Genomic DNA, 18232 nt, shown 5'->3' with positions numbered 1-18232 from the left:
CTCAGGCTCCTTCTGGGGCGTTGGGGACGCGGAACACGTGTTTCAGGTAGGCGACGAAGTTCGGGTCGCGGCACTGGGTCTTGCCCGGCGCGTCGGAGATCTTCGCCACCGGTTGACCGTTGCAGGCGGTCATCTTGATCACCATGTTGGTCGGTGTCACCCCCGGGATGTCGCAGGTCAGGCTGGTGCCGATGCCGAAGCTGACGTTGATCCGCCCGCGCAGGCGGCGATACAGGGCCAGCGCGCGCGGGAAGTCGAGGCCGTCGGAGAACACCAGGGTCTTGCTCAGCGGGTCGATGCCGAGTTTTTCGTAGTGGGCGATGGCCTTCTCCGCCCAGGCCAGCGGGTCGCCGGAGTCGTGGCGCAGGCCGTCGAAGAGCTTGGCGAAGTACAGGTCGAAGTCGGCGAGGAAGGCGTCCATGGTGATGCAGTCGGTCAGCGCGATGCCGAGCAGGCCGCGGTACTCGCGCACCCAGCAGTCCAGCGCGGCGCGCTGGCTGTCGATCAGTCGCGGGCCGAGCTGCTGGTGGGCCATCAGCCACTCGTGGGCCATGGTGCCGATCGGCCGCAGGCCGTACTCGCGCGCCAGATGCACGTTGCTGGTGCCGACGAACTGGCCGGGGAAGTCGTGGCGCAGGATGTTCACCACCTCTTCCTGGGTGCGGTAGGAGAAGCGCCGGCGGGTGCCGAAGTCGGCCAGCTGGAAGCCGGCCAGCTCCTCGGCCGAAGCGGCCTCGCGCAGCGCGTCGAGCTTGGCGTACAGGCGCTCGGCGACCTGCTCCAGCGCGACCTGGCCATAGCGATAGCGGTTCCTGACCTCGCTGACGATGGCCAGCAGCGGCACCTCGAAGAGGATCACGTGCAGCCAGGGACCGCGCACGCGGATCGCCAGCTGGCCATCCTCGACGGCGGTGTGCACATAGCGCAGGTTGAAGCGGAACAGACCGAGAAAGCGCAGGAAGTCGGCGGTGAGGAACGGGATGCGCTCGAGGAAGGCCAGCTGGTCGGCGCTCATGGCGAGTTCTTCGAGGCGCTCGAGCTGGTGGCGGATCTCGGGCAGATAGGGGCTCAGGTCCTCGTCGCTGCGGCAGCGGAATTCCCACTCCACCTCGGCGTTGGGATAGTTGTGCAGCACCGCCTGCATCATCGACAGCTTGTAGAAGTCGGTATCGAGCAGGCTCTGCACGATGCGCTCGGCGAATACGCTCTCGGCCATTTCAGTGCTCCCGGACGGTGGCGAAGGCGGCGTCCAGCGCCTGCGCGGTGGGGTAGAGGGCGACGCCGGCGGCCTCCAGCTCGGCCAGCGCACGGCGGCCGCTGTCTTCGGCCAGCGCGCGACAGGCCGGCAGGTAGATGCCGACCGCGAACCCGGCGCGGCGCAGCTGCAGGGCGGTGGTGCGCACGCAGTAGTCCAGCGCCAGGCCGCCGACCAGCACCAGCTCGACCGCCTGCTGGCGGAGGAACTCGATGGCCCCGGTGCTGCGCCGCTCAGCGAGGTCGTGGTAGCAGGCGCCGTAGGGGTGCAGATCCGGCTCGATGCCCTTCCACACGAAGAAGTCATAGTCCATTGGCGCCGGCAACGCGTCGAGCAGCTCGAAGCCGGGCGTACCGGCGACGCAGTGGCTGACCCAGGTCAGGTCGGCGTTGGCCAGGTCCAGCGGCTGCAGCATCTGCGCATGGCTGTCGACCCGCCAGGCCGCCGCCGGGCTGTGCGCGTCCTTGCTGCCCAGGCGCAGTTGCGCCTTGCTCGCCAGATGGTTGAGCGCCGGGGCGATCTGGTCGCCGTCGGGCACCGGCAGCTCGTCGGGGCAGAGCGGGGTGAAGCCTTTCTGGGCATCGACATCGAAGCTGGCTATGCGCATGGCCGTGGTCTCGGCTGGGGTGTGGTTATATATTTCACCTTGTGAAATAAGTAGTCAAGCATTGGTTGGAGAGAGATAGCGCCCACGCCAGCTACACGGGCTGGGGGTGCCCCACCTGCAGCGGCAAATTCATTCGCCTGCGTAGCCTCGGCAGGCGAATGAATTCGCCCCTACAAAGAGGCTCCGCCGGCGACGCCCGCCAAGGGGGTTATTTCTTGTTGCGTAAAAAGTGGCAGAATACGGATGGATAACATCGACGTGCGGGAGGACGGATGAATTCGGCACAAATCCTGGCCAGCGTGGACATAGTGGCGCTGCGCCTGGGCGCGGACGGTCTGGAGGTGCTGCTCAAGCGCCGTCCGGACAGTGACGAGATCCCCTATCCCGGCAAGTGGGCGCTGCCGGGCGTGCTGATCAATGGCCTGCAGGAGGACCGCACCCTGGAGGACGCGGTGACGCGGGCGCTGACCTTCAAGGCGCATATCGAGCCGGCCTATCTGGAGCAGGTCGGCACCGAGGGCAACGACGTGCGCGACCCGCGCGGCTGGTCGATCACCACCTACTACCTGGCGCTGCTGGCGCCGCAGACCACCTGCAGCGACGCCGATCTGCGCTTCGTGCCGCTCGCCCAGGTCCGCGACGGCGGCTTCCCGCTGCCCTTCGACCATGCCCAGCTGGTGCGCCGGGTGGCCGAGCGGCTGGCCGGCAAGGCGGTGTACACCGCACTGCCGCTGTACCTGCTCGAACCGCGCTTCACCGTCGGCGAGGCGCTGGCGGCCTTCGACGCCTGCCTGGGGCAGGCGGTGCAGCACACCACCCTGCGCGGGCGGCTGGAAAAGATGAAGAGCCAGGGCTGGATCCGCGACACCGGCGAGAAGAACCAGCCGCCGATGGGCCGGCCACAGGCCGTCTACGAACACTGCCCGCCGTGCGGCGAAGCATTCGTCTTCGACCGCAGCCTGCTGGCCTGAGCGCCGCGCCGCGCGTCTTTGCATTGGCCTACTTCAGGCCACGGCCGGCCGCCGGCTGCTATACCTGCATGTCAGCCCCCCACTCATTCCGGGAGAATGCACATGCGCAAACTGAGGAGCCTGCTGCTCGTGGTGATCGCCCTCGGCCTCTCCGGCTGCGGCTACAACACCCTGCAGAGCAACGACGAGCAGGTCAAGGCGAGCTGGTCCGAGGTGATCAACCAGTACCAGCGCCGGGCCGACCTGGTGCCCAACCTGGTCAATACGGTGAAGGGCTACGCCGCCCACGAGCGGGAAGTGCTGACGCAGGTCACCGAGGCCCGCTCGCGGGTCGGCAGCATCCAGGCGACGCCCGAACTGGTCGACGATCCCGAGGCGTTCGCCCGCTTCCAGGCCGCCCAGAGCCAGCTGACCAGCGCGCTGTCGCGGCTGCTGGTAGTGGCGGAGAACTACCCGCAGCTCAAGGCCGACGCCGCCTTCCGCGACCTGCAGGCCCAGCTGGAGGGCACCGAGAATCGCATCACCGTGGCGCGCAACCGCTACATCAAGGCGGTGCAGGACTACAACGTCACGGTGCGCAGCTTCCCCACCAACCTGACGGCGATGGTGTTCGGCTTCAAGGTCAAGCCGAACTTCACCGTCGAGGACGAGCGCGCCATCTCCACCCCGCCGCGGGTGGACTTCGGCACCCCGCCGGCCCAGCCGACGCCGCCCGCCAAGCCGCAGCCGGGCTACTGATGAACCTCGTCGCTGCCGCGCGCGCCGGCCTGCTGGCGCTGCTCCTCGGCCTGGTCCTGCCGGGCTGGGCCGCGCCGGTGGCGGTGCCGCCACTGACCGCGCGGGTCACCGACCTGACCGGGACGCTGAGCAGCGACCAGGTCGCCGCCCTGGAGCGCAAGCTGGCGGCCTTCGAGGCGGAGAAGGGCAGCCAGCTCGCCGTGCTGATCGTGCCCACCACCGGCGAGGAGAGCATCGAGCAGTTTGCCCTGCGGGTAGCCGAGCAGTGGCGGCTGGGCCGCGGCAAGGTGGACGACGGTGCGCTGCTGCTGGTGGCACGCGACGACCGCACCCTGCGCATCGAGGTGGGCTATGGCCTGGAAGGGGCGCTCAACGATGCCACCGCCAAGCGCATCATCAGCGAGATCATCGTGCCGCGCTTCCAGCAGGGCGACTTCTACGCCGGCATCGACGCCGGTATCGAGCGCATGATCGCGGTGGTGCGCGGCGAGCCCTTGCCGCCACCCCGCCAGGCGGCGGACGGGCCGTCGGGTAACTTCTCCCAGTTGCTGCCGCTGATGATGCTGGTGTTCGTCTTCGGCGGCTTGCTGCGCGCGCTGTTCGGCCGCCTGCCGGCGGCCCTGCTGGGCGGCGCCGGGGTGGGCGTGCTGTCCTGGTTGCTGGCGGGAACGCTGGCGATCGCCCTGGTCGCCGGGGGAATGGCCTTCGTGTTCGTGCTCCTCGGCGGCGGCGCCGGCCCGGGCGGTGGCTGGCACAGTGGCGGTCGCTCGGGGGGCGGTTTCGGGGGCGGTTTCGGTGGGGGTGGCGGCGGATTCGGCGGCGGAGGCGCGTCGGGACGATGGTGAAGTGCGATGGCGGACGCCTGCTCCGCAACCTGTCGGTGACCCCCTGGCAACTGCGCCGGGCGTTCGCGCCGGCCGTTCTGGAGGCGATCCGCGCGGAGATCGCCGCCAGCGAGCGGCTGCACGGCGGCCAGGTCCGCTTCGCCGTGGAAGGGGCGCTACCGATGGCCGCGCTGCTGCGCGGCCAGACGCCGCGCGAGCGAGCGCTCGAGGTGTTCTCCCTGCTGCGGGTGTGGGACACCGAGCACAACAACGGCGTGCTGGTCTACCTGCTGCTCGCCGAGCGCGACGTGGAGATCGTCGCCGACCGCGGCATCGATGCGCGGGTGAGCGCGCGGGACTGGCAGGACATCTGTCACGGCATGGAGCAGGCCTTCCACGACGGCCGCTACGAGACGGGCGCGCTGGAGGGCATCCGCGCGCTGACCCGTCTGCTGGTCCTCAACTATCCGGCCGGCGCCGAGGGCGGCACCCAGCTGCCGGACAGCCCGGTGCTGCTCTGAGCGGCGCCGCGCGGTCGAGGGGCACGCGCTGCCGGCTCCGCTCAGGCGGTGGGATCACTTGGCCGGATAGTCGGCCACCACCACATCCTTGCCGGCCTTGGTCTGGCCGATCACCTGGTAGGCATCCTTGCGGTCGCCGTACTCCATGCCCGGCGAGCCGGCCGGCATGCCGGGCACGGCGAGGCCGAGCAGGTCGGGGCGGTTGCGCAGTTCGAGGATCTGCGCCGCCGGCACGTGGCCCTCGACGAACTTGCCGTCGATCACTGCGGTGTGGCACGAGGCCAGGCGCGGCGCCACGCCCAGGCGCTGCTTGACCGCGCTCATGTCCGGCTCGACGTGATCGCGCACGGCGAAGCCGTTGGCCTCCAGGTGCTTGATCCATTCCTTGCAACAGCCGCAGTTGGCGTCGCGGTGCACGTCGATGGTCAGGTCGTCGGCGGCCTGGGCCGCGCCGCCGAGCAGCAGGAAGGCGAGGGCGGCGATGCGCAGTCGGTTGTTCATCGGAGGACTCCTGGGCGAAGGGGATCAGTGGCAGCCACAACCGCCGCCACAGCCGCCGCTTTTCGCCGGGTTGGCTGCGGTGGCCGGGGTGGCCAGTTGTGCCGGGTAGCCGGCGTCGTCGAGGGCGGCGAGCAGCGCCATGCCGTCGGCGGCGCCGCTGACGCGCACGCGGCCGGCCTGCAGGTCGACCTCGACCGCCTCCACGCCGGCGAGCGGCTGCAGGGCGGCGTTGACGTGGCGCACGCAGGCACCGCAGGTCATGCCCTGGACGTTCAGTTCGATGGTGCTCATGGTGAACTCCTTGCAGGTGGCCGGTCCAGCCCGGCCTTGTGATCATCTTTGACCTTGCCCTCGTGGCAAGGTCAAGGGCTTTTCAATCGATGCGTATCTGGCGCAGGCGCAGGGCATTGCCCACCACTGACGCCGAACTGAGGCTCATCGCCAGCGCGGCGATCAGCGGCGACAGCAGGTGGCCGGTCAGCGGGTAGAGGAGGCCGGCGGCCAGCGGGATGCCCAAGGCGTTGTAGAAGAAGGCGAAGGCCAGGTTCTGGTGCATGTTGCGCACGGTGGCCACCGACAGGCTGCGCGCGCGCAGGATGCCGAGCAGGTCGCCCTTGACCAGGGTGACCTGGGCGCTGCTCATCGCCACGTCGGTGCCGGTGCCCATGGCGATGCCGACGTCGGCGCGGGCCAGCGCCGGGGCGTCGTTGATGCCGTCGCCGGCCATTGCCACGCGGCGGCCCTGCTGCTGCAGGGCGGCGGCCAGGCGTTCCTTGTCCTGCGGCTTGACCTCGCCGTGCACCTCGGCGATGCCCAGTGCGCGCGCCACCGCGCGGGCGGTGGTCAGGCCGTCGCCGGTGGCCATGATCACCGTCACGCCGTCGGCCTGCAGACGCTCGACCGCCTGCCGTGAGGTCGGCTTGAGCGGGTCGGCCACCGCCAGCAGGCCGGCCAGCGCGCCGTCCGCCGCCAGATACATGATGCTGGCGCCTTCGCCGCGCAGCGCCTCGGCCTGCGCCTGCAGGGGCTCGACGGCGACGCCGCCTTCCTGCAGCAGCGTGGTGTTGCCCAGCAGCAGGCGACGCCCCTCGACCTGGCCGCGCACGCCGATGCCGGAGGCCGACTCGAAGGCCTGCGGCGTGGCCAGCGCCAGCCCCTGGGCGCGGGCGTGTTCGACGATGGCGTGGGCCAGCGGGTGTTCGCTGCCCTGGTCGAGGCTGGCGGCCAGGCGCAGCACCTCGTCGGCGGCGAAGCCGGGCGCGGCCAGAGCGCTGTGGAAGGCCGGCCGGCCCTCGGTGAGGGTGCCGGTCTTGTCGACGATCAGGGTGTCGATCTTGCGCAGGTGCTCGATGGCGGCGGCGTCGCGGAACAACACGCCGCTGGTGGCGGCCTTGCCGGTGGCGACCATCACCGACATCGGCGTGGCCAGGCCCAGCGCGCAGGGGCAGGCGATGATCAGCACCGCCACCGCGTTGATCAGGCCGAACACCCAGCTCGGCTGCGGTCCCCACAGGCCCCAGCCCAGCAGGGTCAGCAGGGCGATGGCGATCACCGCCAGCACGAACCAGCCGGCCACCACGTCGGCCAGGCGTTGCAGCGGCGCCTTGGAGCGCTGGGCCTGGGCGACCATCTGCACGATCTGCGCGAGCATGGTGGCGCTGCCGACCTTCTGCGCCTGCATCACCAGACTGCCGTGGGTGTTGAGGGTGGCGCCGATCAGCGTATCGCCGGCGCGCTTGGTCACCGGCACGGGCTCGCCGGTGAGCATCGACTCGTCCAGCGCGCTTTCGCCCTCCAGCACCTGGCCGTCGACCGGCACCTTCTCGCCGGGGCGCACGCGCAGGCGGTCGCCGACGTGCACGTGGGCGAGCGGGATGTCCTCCTCGCTGCCGTCGGCGTTGAGCCGGCGCGCGGTCTTCGGCGCCAGGCCGAGCAACGCGCGGATTGCCGCCGAGGTCTGCGAGCGCGCCTTGAGTTCGAGGATCTGGCCGAGCAGGGTCAGCGAGATGATCACCGCCGCCGCCTCGTAGTACACGCCGATGCGCCCGTCCATCAGGAAGGTCGCCGGGAAGGCCTCGGGCACCAGGGTGGCGGCGAGGCTGTACAGGTAGGCGGCGGCGGTACCCAGGCCGATCAGCGTCCACATGTTCGGGCTGCGTTGGACGATGGAGCGCACGCCGCGCACGTAGAACGGCCAGCCCGCCCACAGCACGACCGGCGTGGCGATGACCAGCTCGACCCAGTTCTGGGTGGCGCCGTGGAACAGCATCAGCCGGTGGCCGGCCATGGCCAGCAGGGTGACGACCACGGTCAGCGGCAGGGTCCACCAGAAGCGCCGGGTGAAGTCGCGCAGTTCCGGGTTTTCCTCTTCCTCCAGCTCGGGCAGTACCGGCTCCAGCGCCATGCCGCACTTGGGGCAGGTACCCGGGCCGATCTGGCGCACTTCCGGGTGCATCGGGCAGGTGTATTCGGTGCCGGCGTTTCCGGCGGGTGTCGAGTCCGCCGGCTGAACCGGCGCGGCGGCTGCTGCGTGGGCCGTGTGCCCCGCGTGGCCGTGGTGCCCGCTGGGTGCGGCGGGCTGCGCCGGAGCCGCGGGCAGGTAGCGTTGCGGCTCGCGCTGGAATCTGTCCAGGCAGTGCTGGCTGCAGAAGTGGAAATGCTGGCCCTGGTAGGCGATGTGGTGAGGGCTGTCGGAGTCGACGGTCATGCCGCAGACCGGATCGCGCAGCGGCGTTGCGGAAGTTTGCGCGCGGGCGTGCGGGTGATGCTCGGGCGGGGAGGTGGGCATCCGCTAGTTCCTTTTCTCGTTCGAATCGCTGTCCTGCCGGGAGTGGTGGGCGTGCCCGCCGTGGTGGTGACCGAACAGGTGCATCAGCGGGCAGAGCAGCAGGATCAGGTAGGGCAGCAGCCCCACGGCATGGGCGTAATGCTCGCGCACCACGTAGAACAGCGCGATGACGGCAAGCATGCCCAGCACGATGCCGGGTTTGCCGCGCCAGAAGGAGGGGGAGGGTTCTCCGCGGGAACTGGTTTGGCGCATGGCGTGGGATCTCCTGAAAGAAACGGCGTCCGCAAGCGGCGATGCCCGGACGGAGCAACGCACCCTCCCAGCCTAGCCGGCCGCTCCTTACCGCAGGCTGAGTGGCGGATTACATTTCCGTCAGCTTGCGGCGCCTGCGCTGGGCCGGTCTAGAGTGAAGTTCTCATCCTGCCGAGAAGAGGGCTTGCAGATGAACCGATCGATCCTTTGCGCCGGCATCCTGCTGCTGGCGGCCAGCGGCGCCACCTGGGCGCAAGACCCGGCGGCGACTCCCGAGCAGCAGTGGCAACAGCACATCACCGAGATGCAAAAGCTTCACCAGGGCTGGATGGCCGGCAAGACGCCCGAGGAGCGCAAGAAGCTGATGGAACAGCACTGGCAGGCCATGGGCCGCGGCATGCAGGGCATGGGCGGCTGCATGGCTGGCGATCATGGCATGGGCATGGCCGGTGGTCAGGGAATGGGGATGGGTGGAGCAGGGATGGGCATGGGGCCGGAGACGGTGGAGCAGGTGGACCTGCGTATCCAGCACATGGAGCAGATGCTCGAGCAGTTGCGCGCGCATCGCCAGATGCTGAGCAAACCCTGAGCCGGCCGCCGGCGGCGCGGTCGCTCAGATCAGCTCGCGCCGCCGCCGTTCCCACTCCTTCAGCCAGGCGGGCAGCTGCGCGGCGGGCATGGCCTTGGCGATGAACCAGCCCTGGGCGACGTCGCACCCCGCGGCGAGCAGGTGATCCCAGTCGGCGCGGTCCTCGATGCCCTCGGCCACCGTCTTCATGCCCAGCTTGCGGGCCATCGCCAGGCTGGCGTCGAGGATGCTGCGCAGCGACACGTCGCGCCAGGCGCCATGCACGAAGCTGCGGTCGATCTTCAATTCGTTGAACGGGATGTCGCGCAGCTGCACCAGCGAGGAGTGGCCGGTGCCGAAGTCGTCGATGGACAGGCTGATCCGCTTCAGGCGCAGGCGGGTGAGGATGTCCAGGGCGGCCTGGCGATTCTTCATCAGGTGGCTCTCGGTCACTTCCAGCACCAGGCTGTGCAGCGGCACCCCGGCGGCCAGCGCCTCCTGCTCGACGAAGTCGGGGAAGTCCAGCACCTGCAGGTTGTCCATCGACACGTTCACCGCCACCTGCAGCAGGTGGCCGGCGTCGCGCCACTGGCGCGCTTCGCGCAGGGCATTGCCCAGTACCGCGCGCATCAGCGCCTCGATCAGCCCGCTGTCCTCGGCCAGTTCGATGAAGCGATCGGGGTAGACCAGGCCGTCCTGCGGATGCTGCCAGCGCACCAGCGTCTCGACGCCGATGACCCGTGCGCCGTGGAAGTCGACCTTGGGCTGGTAGTGGTTGACCAGTTCGCCCGCCGCGATACCGCGCGCCAGGTCCTCGGCACTGTAGCTGCGCGAGTCGGCCGCCCGCGGCGCGGCGCGTTCGGCGGCCGCCTGTTCCAGCAGTTTCTGCAGCCGCCCGCTGGGCACCGGCTTGAACAGCGTGCCCAGCACCCGCAGATGGTGGGCCTGGGCCAGCCGCTCGGCGCTCTGCAGGATGCGTTCGTCCTCGCCGCTGACCAGCACCAGCGCGCCGGCGAAGTCCAGGCGCACCAGGTGGCGGATGAACTCGATGCCGTCCATCTCGGGCATCTGCAGGTCGCAGAGCACCAGGTCGATGCTGTCCGGCGCCTGCTCCAGCTGCGCGACCGCGGCCAGGGCACGTTCGCAGGCGGTCACCTTGGCGAAACCCAGCGACCTGAGCTGGCGGGTCAGCAGCCGGCAGATGAAGGGGTCGTCGTCGACTATCAGGACTTGCATCGCTAAAGCCTCCTGCTCATGCCGGATTGCCTGTTTCCAGCAACTGTCCGATCCCTGCCGCCGTGGCGGTGCAGAGGGGGGCGAATTCGTCGATGCCACGCCGCAGTGCGGCGCCGTCGCCGTTCTTGACCGCCTGCTCGAGCGTAGCGCAGAGCTGGCCCAGGCGCGCCGCGCCCACCGCGCGGGACGACGACTTGAGGCGATGGGCGAGGGCGCCGACGCTCGCCAGGTCGTCGTCCGCGAAGGCCTCGAGCAGTTGTCCAGCCAGCGAGGCCAGGGCCTCGGCGTAATCGCCGAGGGTCTCGCCGATCATCTCGCGATCGTCGCCGACCAGCGCCGTCAGTGCCGCCGGATTGAACAGCGGGGCGGGTTGCCCGGGGCTTTCCTGCGCCGCAGTGGCGCGCAGCGGCACGGCGCCGGGCAGCCAGCGCTCCAGGCTGGCCTGCAGGGTGGCCAGGCGAATGGGCTTGGTCAGGTACTCGTCCATGCCGGCATCGTGGGCGCGCGCGGCTTCGCCGCGCAAGGCGTTGGCGGTCAGCGCCAGGATCGGGATGCGGCGCTGGCCGGCTTCCTCGCGACGGACCAGTTCGGCCAGCTGGTAGCCGTCCATCACCGGCATGTGCAGGTCGCTGAGGATCAGGTCGTAGTCGCCCGCGCGCCACATCGCCAGGGCTTCGGCGCCGTTGCCGGCCATCTCGAAGCGATAGCCGAGCAGGGCGAGCTGCTGCTGGATGACCTTGCGGTTGAGGGTGTCGTCCTCGACCACCAGGATGCGCCGGCGCGAGGGGGCCTGCGGCCCGGGCAGGGCGGGCGCGAGGGCCTCGCCCGCGCTCGGCGGCCGGCTGTCGTCCGCCACGGCCGGCGCGCTGGCCGGCAGCAGCGGCAGCTCGATGCTGAAGCGGGTGCCGCTGCCCGGCGTGCTGGCGACGCCGATCTCACCGCCCAGCAGGGTCACCAGGCGCCGGCAGATGGCCAGGCCCAGGCCGCTGCCGCCGAAACGCCGGGTGGTCGAGGTTTCCGCCTGGGTGAAGGGGGCGAACAGGTTGGCCAGGTGCTCGGCGGCGATACCGATGCCGTTGTCGGCCACCTCGATGATCGCCCGCAACGGCGCCTGGGCGGCCAGGCGCACCTGCACCTCCACCCGCCCGGACTGCTCGCGGCGACCGCCCGAGAACTTGATGGCATTGCCGATCAGGTTGTAGAGGATCTGCCGCAGGCGCATCGCGTCGGAGGTCACCCACAGCGGCACGTCCGCGGCGATGGCGTGGGAGAGCGCCACGCCGTGCGAGCTGGCCAGCGGCTTGAGGGTGTTGCACAGGTTGTCGACCAGCTCGGCCAGCTGCAGCGGGGCGAGTTCGATCTCCAGGCGGCCGGCCTCGATCTTGGAGAAGTCGAGGATGTCGTCGATCACCCCGAGCAGGTTGCCCGAGGCCTCGCGGATGGCCTTGACCAGGTCGACCTGGTGCGGCGTCAGGCGGTCCTGGGCCAGCACGTCGATAAGACCGACCACGCCGTTCATCGGGGTGCGGATCTCGTGGCTCATGGCGGCGAGGAACGCCGACTTGGCCCGGCTGGCCTGTTCGGCGTCCTCGCGCGCCTGGGTCAGGCTGGCGATCAGCGCGCGCTGCTCGCGGATGTCGCGCAGGGTGCCGATGAACAGCCGTTCGCCATGCGCGCTGAACTCGGACACGCTGAGCTCCACCTCGACCGGCCGGCCATCCTTGTGGCGGGCGGTCACCTCGCGGCTGGAGCCGATCACGTGCTGCTCGCCGCCGAGCAGGTAGCGGGCGAGATAGCCGTCGTGGCGTTCGCTGTGCGGCGAGCCCATCAGGCAGGACACGTTGCGGCCGAGCAGCTCCTCGGGGCGGTAGCCGAGCAATGTCTCGATGGCCGGGTTGACGCTCTGGATCGCGCCGCGGCTGTCGATGGTCACCACGCATTCGAGCAGGTGGTCGTGGACGGCGCGGATCTCCTCCTGCTTGGCGTACAGGTCGGCGAGCGCCTGCCCGCGTTCCTCGATGCGCTGCTGGAGCTCGGCGTTCAGCTGGTTGAGCTGGTGGGCGGCCGTTTGCAGCTGCTCGGTGCGCTCGGCCACATGGCGGGCCACCAGGCTGTGGCGGGCGGCGCTGCTCAGGGTGGCGAAGGCGGCCAGGAAGGCGGTGAGTATCGAGAAGCCGAGGAACAGGCGCTCCTCGGTGCTCGAGGCGGGCCGCCACAGCGGCGTGTTGGGCTGCATCTCCAGGCGCCAGGTGCGCCCGCCGATCAGGAATACATGGCTCCAGTCGGTAGGCGCCTCGGCCGCCAGCGAGTCGACCAGGATGCGCCGGGGCATGCCCGGAGTGATGTCCGAGATGCGCAGGCTGAGCTGGCGCTCCTCGGCCTGGCGCAGCAGCGGGGCGAACAGGGCCTGGATGTCGAGCACACCGACCACGTAGCCGGCCAACTGCTCGGCCTCGGCGCCCGGGGCCAGGCGGCGGACCGGCAGGTACACCAGCGAGGCGGGGCGGTCGGTGCGTACCAGGTGGATCAGGTCGGAGGCGATCGCCTGGCCGTCGCGGCGGGAAACCTCCATCGCCTGGCGGCGCAGCCCCTCGAAGGCATGGTCGAGGCCGAGCACCAGGTGGCTCGTGGACCGCGGCTCGTTGAACAGGATGGGGAAATACTCGGCACGCTCGCCGGCCGGTTGCAGGTGACCCTGGGCGTCCAGCTCACTGATGCGAAAACCGGGGAAGCCGCTGGCGGCGATGGCGGCCTCGAAGGCGTCGCGCTCGGCGTGGAGGACCCGCGGCGCCCAGTCCACCGAGAGGATCGCCGGGCGGTCGATGAAGCTCGCGCTGTACTGGCGGAACTCCTCGCGGGTGACTTCCCGGCTGGCGGCGATGAAGTGCGCCAGGCCCTCGAGGGGCGACAGGGTGGCGGCCAGCTCGCGGGTACCGCCGGCGGCGATGACCTCCATCAGCTTGCGCGCCTCGCCGCGGGCGCGCAGATCCTCCAGCTGGGCCAGCGCCAGGTGGCCGACCAACAGCAGGGTGGCGGTGATGCCCAGCGGCATGATGAAGCGGCTGCTGCCGGCCGCGGCGGCGACGCGCAGCGGATGCTCGCCCGGCCACAGCAGGCGGGTCAGCGGGGCGAACAGCAGCATGCCGAGGGTGTCGCCGGACCACCAGAGCAGCCATTCGTTGAGCAGGTTGTCGCTGTCGATCCGTCCGCCGACGGCGAGGATGGCCGTGCCGAGGGTGGCGGCGAGCAGGCAGGTCAGCGGCCCGGCGGCCAGCAGGACGATCGCCAGGCCGCGGTCGCTGGCGAACTGCCAGCCGGCGCGCTGGTAGCGGCGTCCCAGCCAGGCGGCGAGCATCGCCTGCAGGGTGGTGGCGCCGGCCAGCAGGGCGCCCAGGGCGGCGCCGCTGGGCGAGGGGGTGAGCCACAGGTGGATCAGCAGGCTGCCCAGCCAGACGCCGGGCCAGCAGCGCAGGCCCCAGGCCAGCAACGCGGCGGCGGCCACGCCGGTCGCCGGCCAGATCGGCGAGGCGTAGCCGGCGGAATGGGTGATCAGCAGGCCGGGAATGCCGGCGAGCAGATAGAGCCCGGCGATGGCCAGGATTTTCCAGGCAAGATCCAACCGGCTGGCGGGGGGGGTGTCCATACCCATTGCCTCCTTGCTGTCTGTTTCCTGCATCGATTGTCCCGGACTGCTGGGAACTCGGCCAGACGCTCTGGAGCGACCGGTAGGCGGATTTATATGAATCATATCAATCTATTGCACGATGCCAATGCGGATCGAGCCAGCGTGCGCAGATTACATTGCTGTCAGTTGCTGGCTGCGGTCGCTACGGGGCGGCACAATCGCCTTTCGCGCGATGATAGTGAGGCATTCATGAAAATCCTGGTGGCCGAGGACGACCCGAAGATCGGTGCCTACCTGCAGCAGGGCCTGAGCGAGGCGGGTTTCGCCGTGGAGCGCGCGCAGAGCGGCAGCGAAGCCCTGCAGTGCGCGCTGGGCGAGGCCTACGACCTGTTGATCCTCGACGTGATGATGCCGGGGCTGGATGGCTGGGAGGTGCTGCGCCGGGTGCGCGGCGCCGGGCAGGCGGTGCCGGTGCTGTTCCTCACCGCCCGCGACCGCGTCGAGGACCGGGTCAAGGGCCTGGAGCTGGGCGCCGACGACTACCTGGTCAAGCCGTTCGCCTTCGCCGAGCTGCTGGCGCGGGTGCGCACCCTGCTGCGCCGCGGCCAGTCCAGCACGGTGCCGACCCGCCTGCAGGTCGCCGACCTGGAGGTCGACCTGCTCAAGCGCCGGGCCAGCCGCGGCAGCCAGCGCATCGACCTGAGCGCCAAGGAGTTCGCCCTGCTCGAGCTGCTGCTGCGCCGCCAGGGCGAGGTGCTGCCCAAGTCGCTGATCGCCTCGCAGGTATGGGACATGAACTTCGACAGCGACACCAACGTGATCGAGGTGGCGATCCGCCGCCTGCGCGCCAAGATCGACGACGGCTTCGAGCCCAAGCTGATCCACACCGTACGCGGCATGGGTTACGTGCTGGACGCCCCCGAGTGATCCGCCGCCTGTCGCTCACCGCGCGCCTGGGCCTGCTGTTCATGCTGGCGCTCACCGCGGCGCTGCTGTCCGCCGGCCTGGCCTTCCAGCATCTCAGCCGCCAGCACTTCGAGAGCCTCGATCACCACGTGCTGCTGGAGAAGCTGCACGCCACCCAGGGGGTGATCGGCGCGCTGAACGACGTCGCCGAGCTGGACAGCGTGCGCCCGCAATTGCACGCCCTGCTCGGCGCCCACCAGGAGCTGCGCGCGCTGCTGATCGACGCCGACGGCCGCGTGCTGTTCGCGGTGCCGGAAGGCGCGCGCCTGCCCGAGGCGCGGCGCGTTGCGAGCGGTCGCCTGTGGCTGTGGCAGGACGGCGAGCGACTGCTGCGCGGCATGACCAGCCGGGTGCCGCTGGTCGGCCGCGCGCAGGGCCTGACCTTGCTGCTGGCGGTGGACGTCACCCACCACGAGGCGTTCTTCGCCGAGCTGGAGCGCTGGCTGTGGATCGCCCTGGCGGTCTGCGCGCTGCTCAGCGCCGGGCTCGGCTGGCTGGTGGCGCGCAGTGGCCTGCGCCCGCTGCGCGAGGTGACCCAGGTGGCCGCCACGGTGTCGGCGCGTTCGCTCAAGGAGCGCATTCCCGCGCAGGCGGTGCCGGTGGAGCTGCGCCCGCTGGTGACCTCGTTCAACGGCATGCTCGAGCGCCTCGACGAGTCCTTTGTGCGCCTGTCCAACTTCTCCGCCGACATCGCCCACGAGCTGCGCACGCCGCTGACCCAGCTGATGACCCACACCGAGGTGGTGCTCGGCCGCGCGCGCAGCCTGGAGGAGTACCAGGAGGCGCTGTACGGCAACCTCGAGGACCTCAAGCGCATGGCGCGGATGATCGACGACATGCTGTTCCTGGCCAAGGCCGACAACGGCTTGATCGTCCCTGAGCGCCAGCCGGTGGCCCTGCACCAGCTGACCGCGCAGCTGCTCGACTACTACCGTTTGCTCGGTGAGGACGCCGGGGTCGAGCTGAGCCAGGACGGCAGCGGGATGATCGACGGCGACGCCGGCATGCTGCGCCGCGCGCTGTCCAACCTGCTGAGCAATGCCTTGCGCTACACCCCGGCCGGCGGCTGTATCCGCGTCCATATCGACGGCGGCGACGGGCGGGTGCGGCTGAGTGTGGAAAATCCCGGGCCGGGCATTCCGGCCGAGCATCTGGGCCGGCTGTTCGACCGCTTCTACCGCGCCGACCCGGCGCGCCGCGAAGGCGGCGGCCATGCCGGACTGGGCCTGGCGATCACCCGCTCGATCGTCGAGGCGCACCGCGGGCACATCCGCTGCGAGTCGGCGAACGGCCTTACCCGCTTCGAGCTGGAGTTTCCCGCCGCGCAATGAAAACGCCCGCGCAAAGGCGGGCGTCGGTCAACTGCGGGGTGGGCTCAATGCGCCAGGAAACGGCGCAGGCCGCTCATTTCCACCTGGATCAGCGGCAGCTTGTGCTGCAGCACGCTGGCGCGGTCGCTCACCTGGCGGTCGTCGGCCTGGCTGACGTGCATGCCGACGAAGCTGCCGCTGGCGAACGGCAGCACCAGCTTGTACTGCTCGCCGAGGAACGCCAGGCGGTCCCAGTCGCCGGCCAGCAGCAGACGGTCGGCCTGCGCCGCGAACAGGCTGTGGCCGACGGCGTAGTCATGGCTGGGATTCTGCACGCCGAGCAGCGGCAGCAGCGTCGGCAGCAGGTCGAGATGGCTGGTGCGCAGGCTTTGCCGATGCGCCGCGCGGCCGGGAATCCACAGCACCAGCGGCACGCGCAGCTGCTCGTCGACGAAGGTGGAGTTGTGGCCCCAGCGACCCTTTTCCATGAACTCCTCGCCGTGGTCGCCGGTGATCACCACCAGGGTGTCGTCCAGCAGGCCCTTCGCCTCCAGGTGCGCGGTGATGCGCGCCAGCTGGCCGTCGAGGTGGTGCACGGCGTTCAGGTAGCGGTTGTGGATGCCCTTGATATCGCGCTCGAGGTTCATGCTGGCGTAGCTGAAATCCGGCAGGTAGTCCGGTTCGATCACCGACTCGGGCGGGAAGTTGTAGTTGGCGTGCGGCGACTCGAAGAACAGGAAGGTCATGAACGGCTTGGCCGGGTCGCGCCGGTCGACGAATTCGAGCAGCCGGTCGACGTTGCGGCGATCGCGCTGCCAGGTCTCGCCCTGGTCGTCCTCCACCAGCTGCTCGCGCGGCACCTTGACGAACAGGGTCTTGTCGAACTCCGGATAGCTGAAGCGCGCGCTGGTGAACAGCCGCATCTGGTAGTCCTGACGCTGCAGCACGTCGATCAGCGGGCTGCCGACGCGGGCGTCGAGCACCGGGAACCACAGGTTGGCCGGCAGGCCGTAGAACTGGCTGAACATGCCGATGCGCGTGCCGTTGCCGCCGGAGAAGTGGCTGACGAAGTGCTGCGCGCGCTGGGCGAAGGCGTGGGTCTGCGGCATCACCCGCGGGTTGAGGGTGTCGGCGCGCCACGATTCGGCGACCAGCCAGACGACGTTCAGCGGCTTGGCCGGCGCCTCGATGCGCAGCGGCGCCTGCGGGTAGCGCAGCCGGCCCTCGAGTTCGGCGCTGGCCACTTCCATGCGCTGCGGACGCTCCAGGCCGAACTGCTTCTCCAGCAGCCGGCGCATGGTCAGCGGCTGGTAGAAGGGCACGCGCTGGGCGCTTTCCAGCAGCGGGCTGTAGCCGTAGAAGTGGCCGACCCCGTAGCTGACGCGCTCGCCGAGGGTGGCGACCACGAACAGCGGCAGCACCCAGGCCAGCCGCGGCGCCGGCAGCGACAGGCGCGCCAGGCGCTGGGCGAGCAGGCGCAGGGCGGCTTGGCCGGCGAACACGGCGGCGCCGAGCAGGGCCACGTCGCGCCCGGTGGACGCCGAGGAGCCCAGCGCCGCGATGCCGCCCGGGGTGGTGAGGATGTTCCAGACGAAGCCGTTGAGGTGGAAGCCATACAGCTGCCAGAGCAGGTGGTCGCCGTACAGGGCGAGCTGCACGACACCGGCCAGCAGCACCGCCAGCGGCGCCTCGGCGCGCGGCGCGAAACGGCCGGCCAGGCGGCTGAGCGCCCAGGCCGGGAGGACGAACAGCAGCGCGTAGCTGCCGATCAGCAGCAGCTGGTAGGCCAGCAGCGGCGTGGCGGCAAGGTCGAAGAAGCGGCCCAGATGCAGGGCGACGGCCAGCCAGGTCAGCAGCCAGTAGAAGGCGTCCGGGCGGCGAGGAGAGGCAAGGGGCATGGCGGAGCCTGTCGTTGGAGTTGTTGTCGGTCGCCGGCGACAGACCGGGGTTGTCGCGCGAACAGGTTCACAAAACTATCACGGACGGCTTAATCGGAGCTTAAAGGTCCGCAGGTGGTTGGACGGCGCTCGTGGCGTCCGGTTCCGCGTGTACAAGTCTTGTGCAGGTCCC

General features: G+C 70.2%; 16 protein-coding genes. 7 read left to right on the top strand and 9 right to left on the bottom strand.

Translation table 11 applies throughout. From position 1 onward, the window contains the following. Window position 1: 1 nt before the first annotated feature. Window positions 2–1216, bottom strand: a complete 1215-nt coding sequence (pncB, locus tag LMJ29_RS08980; protein ID WP_229605182.1) for a nicotinate phosphoribosyltransferase — start codon at window positions 1214–1216, stop codon at window positions 2–4. Window position 1217: 1 nt separating this feature from the next. Beyond that, entirely contained in the window at window positions 1218–1862 is a 645-nt protein-coding gene (locus LMJ29_RS08975; RefSeq protein WP_229605181.1) for a nicotinamidase, read from the bottom strand. A gap of 272 nt (window positions 1863–2134) precedes the next feature. On the opposite strand from LMJ29_RS08975, the gene LMJ29_RS08970 reads away from it, so the two are divergent. From LMJ29_RS08970 to LMJ29_RS08955, 4 genes are all read left to right on the top strand, one after another. Beyond that, window positions 2135–2833 carry an NUDIX hydrolase gene (locus LMJ29_RS08970; protein WP_229605180.1) on the top strand — a complete coding sequence of 233 codons (699 nt, stop codon included), beginning with the start codon at window positions 2135–2137 and terminating at the stop codon, window positions 2831–2833. 102 nt (window positions 2834–2935) lie between these two features. Continuing rightward, window positions 2936–3571, top strand: a complete 636-nt coding sequence (locus LMJ29_RS08965) for a LemA family protein (protein WP_229605179.1) — start codon at window positions 2936–2938, stop codon at window positions 3569–3571. Then, window positions 3571–4416 (top strand): TPM domain-containing protein, encoded by an 846-nt coding sequence (locus tag LMJ29_RS08960; protein ID WP_229605178.1) that lies wholly within the window; start codon window positions 3571–3573, stop codon window positions 4414–4416. The genes LMJ29_RS08965 and LMJ29_RS08960 overlap by 1 nt, the downstream gene beginning before the upstream one ends. After that, the gene (locus tag LMJ29_RS08955; RefSeq protein ID WP_229605177.1) at window positions 4410–4916 is read left to right on the top strand and encodes a TPM domain-containing protein; all 507 of its coding nucleotides are present in this window, start codon (window positions 4410–4412) and stop codon (window positions 4914–4916) included. Before LMJ29_RS08960 ends, LMJ29_RS08955 begins: the two co-directional genes overlap by 7 nt. A gap of 54 nt (window positions 4917–4970) precedes the next feature. Here LMJ29_RS08955 and LMJ29_RS08950 read toward each other — a convergent pair whose 3' ends face one another. From LMJ29_RS08950 to LMJ29_RS08935, 4 genes are all read right to left on the bottom strand, one after another. Further along, the gene (locus tag LMJ29_RS08950; RefSeq protein ID WP_229605176.1) at window positions 4971–5417 is read right to left on the bottom strand and encodes a DUF411 domain-containing protein; all 447 of its coding nucleotides are present in this window, start codon (window positions 5415–5417) and stop codon (window positions 4971–4973) included. A 24-nt stretch (window positions 5418–5441) separates the two neighbouring features. After that, on the bottom strand, window positions 5442–5708 hold the full coding sequence (locus LMJ29_RS08945) for a heavy-metal-associated domain-containing protein (RefSeq protein WP_229605175.1): 267 nt from the start codon (window positions 5706–5708) through the stop codon (window positions 5442–5444). 82 nt (window positions 5709–5790) lie between these two features. Then, window positions 5791–8205 carry a heavy metal translocating P-type ATPase gene (locus tag LMJ29_RS08940; protein ID WP_264758822.1) on the bottom strand — a complete coding sequence of 805 codons (2415 nt, stop codon included), beginning with the start codon at window positions 8203–8205 and terminating at the stop codon, window positions 5791–5793. A 3-nt stretch (window positions 8206–8208) separates the two neighbouring features. Beyond that, window positions 8209–8457 carry a DUF2933 domain-containing protein gene (locus LMJ29_RS08935; RefSeq protein ID WP_229605174.1) on the bottom strand — a complete coding sequence of 83 codons (249 nt, stop codon included), beginning with the start codon at window positions 8455–8457 and terminating at the stop codon, window positions 8209–8211. A 190-nt stretch (window positions 8458–8647) separates the two neighbouring features. Here LMJ29_RS08935 and LMJ29_RS08930 point away from each other — a divergent pair, with 190 nt between their 5' ends. Then, complete coding sequence (locus tag LMJ29_RS08930; protein ID WP_229605173.1) at window positions 8648–9046, top strand: hypothetical protein; 399 nt, start codon at window positions 8648–8650, stop codon at window positions 9044–9046. A 24-nt stretch (window positions 9047–9070) separates the two neighbouring features. On the opposite strand, the gene LMJ29_RS08925 is transcribed toward LMJ29_RS08930, so the two are convergent. Together LMJ29_RS08925 and LMJ29_RS08920 are read right to left on the bottom strand one after the other, a co-directional pair. Then, the gene (locus tag LMJ29_RS08925) at window positions 9071–10261 is read right to left on the bottom strand and encodes an EAL domain-containing response regulator (RefSeq protein WP_229605172.1); all 1191 of its coding nucleotides are present in this window, start codon (window positions 10259–10261) and stop codon (window positions 9071–9073) included. Window positions 10262–10277: 16 nt separating this feature from the next. Next, complete coding sequence (locus LMJ29_RS08920; RefSeq protein ID WP_229605171.1) at window positions 10278–13904, bottom strand: CHASE domain-containing protein; 3627 nt, start codon at window positions 13902–13904, stop codon at window positions 10278–10280. Between the two features lie 231 nt (window positions 13905–14135). Here LMJ29_RS08920 and LMJ29_RS08915 point away from each other — a divergent pair, with 231 nt between their 5' ends. Together LMJ29_RS08915 and LMJ29_RS08910 are read left to right on the top strand one after the other, a co-directional pair. Further along, window positions 14136–14813, top strand: a complete 678-nt coding sequence (locus tag LMJ29_RS08915; protein ID WP_229605170.1) for a heavy metal response regulator transcription factor — start codon at window positions 14136–14138, stop codon at window positions 14811–14813. Further along, window positions 14813–16183, top strand: a complete 1371-nt coding sequence (locus tag LMJ29_RS08910; RefSeq protein ID WP_229605250.1) for a heavy metal sensor histidine kinase — start codon at window positions 14813–14815, stop codon at window positions 16181–16183. Before LMJ29_RS08915 ends, LMJ29_RS08910 begins: the two co-directional genes overlap by 1 nt. A 44-nt stretch (window positions 16184–16227) precedes the next feature. On the opposite strand, the gene LMJ29_RS08905 is transcribed toward LMJ29_RS08910, so the two are convergent. Beyond that, on the bottom strand, window positions 16228–18060 hold the full coding sequence (locus tag LMJ29_RS08905) for a sulfatase-like hydrolase/transferase (RefSeq protein ID WP_229605169.1): 1833 nt from the start codon (window positions 18058–18060) through the stop codon (window positions 16228–16230). Window positions 18061–18232: the final 172 nt, after the last annotated feature.

This window comes from Pseudomonas oryzagri, assembly GCF_020831405.1.
GTDB classification, from domain to species: Bacteria; Pseudomonadota; Gammaproteobacteria; order Pseudomonadales; family Pseudomonadaceae; genus Geopseudomonas; species Geopseudomonas oryzagri.
The sequence above is the reverse complement of the archived record's forward strand: the minus strand, read 5'-3'. Positions and strand labels throughout refer to the sequence as shown.